The organism is Flectobacillus sp., from assembly GCF_049240685.1.
GTDB lineage: Bacteria > Bacteroidota > Bacteroidia > Cytophagales > Spirosomataceae > Flectobacillus.
The window spans coordinates 1-4,792 of the sequence record NZ_JBMLSD010000446.1 but is presented as its reverse complement, the minus strand read 5'-3'; the positions used below and the strand labels follow the sequence as shown (position 1 = coordinate 4,792).

Annotated in this window: 2 protein-coding genes; both read right to left on the bottom strand. The window is 36.9% G+C overall.

The window, feature by feature from the left end:
- Positions 1 to 49: 49 nt before the first annotated feature.
- The gene (locus tag ACOVQ4_RS20590) at positions 50 to 1,102 is read right to left on the bottom strand and encodes a hypothetical protein (RefSeq protein ID WP_421822487.1); all 1,053 of its coding nucleotides are present in this window, start codon (positions 1,100 to 1,102) and stop codon (positions 50 to 52) included.
- Positions 1,095 to 4,792: strawberry notch-like NTP hydrolase domain-containing protein (locus tag ACOVQ4_RS20585; RefSeq protein WP_421822486.1), on the bottom strand; the 3,698-nt coding region annotated here is incomplete at its 5' end. The genes ACOVQ4_RS20590 and ACOVQ4_RS20585, both read right to left, overlap by 8 nt.

Here is a 4,792-nt window from a genome sequence, read left to right as displayed (position 1 = left end):
TCGATGTTTTTTGAAGTATTCATGTTATGTATTTTGAGAGTGAATGTTATTATTTTAGTTTTTGTAATTCCATTTGCTGGAGTTGTAATCTTAATCGATAGGTGTATTTTTTCGAGATAATTTTAGGGTCTTTATCATCCATTTTCTCTACGTTATCCAACTCGGCTTTTTGAGAAAAAATAATGGTAGCATCTCCATAGTCTTTGAGATTGACATCAATTCTCACACTTTTTTGACGTTTCACCTTGAGATAGATATATTTTACCTGTTGCGATTTAAGCAACTTTAGAATCGGTAGAATAGTCGCATTAACTAAAGTGATGCTATTTGTTTCAGAAGGTGAGACAAAATGCCCACTGGTCTGAATTCCCTCTGCCCATTTCAGATTGGTACTGGAGTTGACCCGAACGCTAAATCTAGTTCCTGAAATAGTGATTCTTGGATTTTCGACTTCTTCAGCTACATCGATTCTGTTGAGCTTTTCGACGATACTGAGCAACTCAGATACATTGATTCCAAAAGTATGTTTTTCAATGTCTGGTATGGCTCTTAAGTAGTTGGGTGGCCACTTTACATCTAGTTGGAGACCATATTGAGTATAGTGACCTCTTTGTGAGCCTATAGCGTGTATCCAAATCATAGAATAAGGATTCGCACTAAATACACCGTCATCCGAAAAGCATATCCCGTATTCATTGGATATTGAACTATTGTTGAGAAACCTAGCCATAAGTTTCATGAAATTAGGATTAGTCGTACTAATCAATTCGTTGGGTTCTGGCTTAAGAGCTTCTTCTCCTTCAATTCTATAAATCAGGTTTGAGAGTTGAAAAGGATTGAAGGTTACAGATGAGTTATCATTCAGGGTAACTTCCAGTTTAAGAATACCTGCATCAAAAACGGGTTCAGCAGAGTTTACCTCGAAATTTTTTCGGATATATTCTGCTAGTTCTTGAACACTTAGGAATGGTATTGTATTACCATCGAATTTATCACCTGTTATTCCTGTACTTTTAAAGTATTTCCAAAGCGCTACCAAAAACCTTTCTCTCTGGCTGTAGAGAGAAAGGGGGAGTTTACCAATTGTGCTATCTTTAACCATTTTGTAATAGCTTATTTCTTTCAAGGATTTGTAACTGCAATCGTAAACGATATTTATACTTGAGCGTAAGAACTCTTTTAGCATCATCATTCTTAGGCTGCTCCTGCACTAAGGTTGGACTATTAAATACAGGCAGCTCTTGAAGCTCATCACTAAATTGATTTTCTAGGTTTACTTCATCCGCAATGATTTTAAATTGCTCAGGGCTTAGCTCGGCACTTACTTTTAGTTTGATTCCTAATGTATTAAGGACGCTGCTTAAGTTGCTAACATGAACTAATGCTGTCATGGTAGAAGAAACTTTTTCGAAATTGTTTCCAACAATGTAAGAAAGAATATCTTCGTCTAAGTACACATTTCCAGCCACCTGTTTACTTGCTGAAACAACCAGTTTAAAGTGATAAGGGTCTTTTCTGAATATAGACAAAGTATTGGAACACTTTAACGATTGGTTGGTCATAATACTCGAGACAACCTTCAAGCACTTATTGATAGGTACACTTACTTTTTGTGACGAGTTTCTACTTGCTTTCTGAATGTAGTTTTCTGGAAGGAGAATTCCTTTTCTAACTTTATTTTCAAGAGTGGTAAACTGTATTAATCGTCCCGAAAAATTATCATTTCGATATGCTTGAATCAAATTACCCGTGACAATGTATCTGATACCTCTATCTTTTAAATTGTTTGATATGGCAATTTCCCATTTAGGTAAAAGCTCTTTTACAAAAGAGTAATTAATTGGCATCTTTTGCGAAGCCCCTTTGATTGAAAATATCCTTTCCGAATTACTTCCTGAGATTGACGGAAAAGATAGTAATCTTCTTGAGGAAGCCACTGCAATTCGCAACCCAATATTGGAGGGGGAAAACGGTTTATCTTTTGTTGGATTAATCCTAACACCTAAACAAGTGGCTAATATTCTTGTTGTATCGCCATTTTCGAAGTTGTTTTCGGGAAATAGTAAAGGCATTCCAACTTGAAAGAAGCTTACAATTTCTTTAACGTAAGATAATTCATTGGCAGATTTTCTTCTACACTCATTAATTGATGACACCTCAGCCTCTTCAAGCTCAATTAACCTGCCTTGAACATAAGCATCTAAAGCAGCGGTAAGTCCTTTTTCCGCTTTTTCTTGGTATGCTTTCTCTGAAGTAATTCTTTCTTTTTTTAAGGCATAACTTTTCTCTATTTTCTCAATGTCTCTTTTAAGAATTATAGCAAAGGAGTTTTCAGCCTGTTGAATAATCTCTTGAGTAATTTGCTCAGGTCTTTTACCATCTAATGATGCTTTTAACTCGTCGTGTAACTCAGAGACACTCATGGGCTTTCTTAATACATTTACTTCACAACGTTCGATAAAGGTATTGTCAGAAAATGGACTTCTCCCACCTGTACCTACTTGTACGACAGTTCTTTCCAAGGTTTTAGCACGCAAGTCTTGTGTTTCAACCTCAAGGTCAAACTTGTCGTCTTCGATTAATTGTTTGATGTGCTCATGATAGCGTTCTAAAATCTCTGCGTAAAACTTTTCCTGTTCAAGTACAGGTAAGACAGCAACTCGACCAGAAACCTTACTGGCTGCACCAATTTGGATTGGGTCTCTATCTTCTTCGAATAAGTTGAGAGGGTCATCAAGTTGTAAGCAAAGGTCTGTATTCTCTTCCATGTATTTAAACACAATCTCATCGCCGTACTTATTCAAAAAATCTTCTGATTTCATCAAAGATTCAGAGTTCTTCTGGTTGGCTGTGGTGTTAGCATCCAAAGATTTTAGCTTCTTTTGAAGCATCATCATGAGTCTTTTTTCCGCTGGAATCGAGGAAATAAGGTAATCGTAAATAGGCTTCTTAATCTGCCCCGTTCTGTTAATCCTACCTCTTTTTTGTACTTCAGTATTAATATCCAATTCAGCTTGCAGAACAATCATGACCCTTTGTTTGACTTTTTCCGCAGGTACTTTAGAAGTAATGATGGCATGTGCTGAAGCACCTGTAGAACCACTTTGGTTAATCATCAAAACATCTATCTCATTGTCATTGAATTTTCTAAAAGCATCACTGACGTTTTCAGCTTTTCTTCGAGAGACCACTCCGACAAAATTTTGTGTAGTTTTTTCAGACAATCTTTCACCTAGACCATTGAGTGAAACATTGTTAAAATTGACAGAGAGATTTACTTCCAATTTACGTCCTGTAACCTCAGCCACCTTATATCCATAAGCTTCAATTTTTTGCTTGATATAGTCAATGGGCGAAATACATAGAGAGCGTGAAGCATTTTGTATTTTATTGAAAATACGAAAATATTCATCACGAGCATCCATGGACATGGCTTCAATATCAAAGGTATTTTTATGGTGTTTTCCCACCTCATCCTTGATTGAATACATTAGTACCGCATTAAGGGACTTAAGTAGTACATTACTGAATGAAGCTGAAATAGTAGAACCATCTGAAACAATTGTACCTTCTTCATCTTCCATATTTTCTAAGAAAGACCCCATCGTTGAAGAAAATGCAATAACTGGCTTTTTACCCTCTTTCAATCTCATAATAGCACGATTAGCTACATCGTCTGCCTTGAGGGCAAATAACATTTGATTGACCAACATAAATACCTTTGAAAAGGCGGGAGATGCATCAACACCTGCACGTTTAGTTCCATTCTCAATGATTGCTTGAGCTTGACTATCACGAACCTCTTTGTCAAGTTGTTTTACCTCTGGAATAATGTACTCCTTCTGAAAAAGGATGATATCTCTAACGATTTCAGTAAACTCATCTGCTATTTTTCTATCTCTTAAAGCATTTTTCTCAAGGTTGATATAGTTCACTTCTATTCCTTCATATAACCTTTCTCTACGAATGAGTTGACCTTGTGATGCTAACTGTGATGCTACAACTTCTTGAAGTGCTACTCCACCCTGCTTGAAGGCATTCACCAGTGCTTCGGTATCTATTGCTGCCTCAGAAATACAGGTTTTCATAGCATACAGTGGCATATTATCAGGTCTTTTTGCAAAGGTGGCAGAAAGAAAGGTAACCCCTTTGGCTTGAGCACACACATTCATCAGAATTAGACCAGTATTAGATATACCAGAAGCATTATGCGCTTCATCAAGAATTAAGATTGAACCCTTCGAAACATCGAATAAGAAATCAATCTTTGGCGACCCTTTTGAGTCTGATATCTGAGAGTATGTGAGCATTACAAGGTCGTATTCTTTTGGAAGAATTCCTGATTTGATGATTCTATCTTGTTCAGATTTCATCGGAGGTGCATATATCAAGTCTCCGTTTCGGTCTTTGATTTGGGTCTTTGAATCACGGGCATTCACAATAAAAGGATTTAGTGATTTGCTTCCAATGTCATCCATGTCTCGATACAAATCAGAGAATAGATTTGGTTTCTCTGTAATAAAAATGGGTCTGTATCCTTGTTTTGTAGCATATCTAATCATTGCAGCAGCGATACGCCCTTTACCTATTCCAGTCTGGTCAGCAATGATAATTCCTTGGTTTTTTGCTTCAATGTTGTAGATGGCGAGAGCTACCGCATCGATTTGCTCAGCTGAAAGTGCCTTGTAGAGAGCTGCCTTGTTTGGATACTTTAAACGACCTTGTACGAAGGCATCTACGTCACCGCCAATGGCTTGTTTGAGATTTTGTAGCGCTTGATTGATTTCAAAAC

Coding starts and splice junctions, on each gene's coding strand:
- ACOVQ4_RS20590 (WP_421822487.1), bottom strand. CDS start 1,102: ATGGTTAAAGATAGCACAATTGGTAAACTCCCCCTTTCTCTCTACAGC.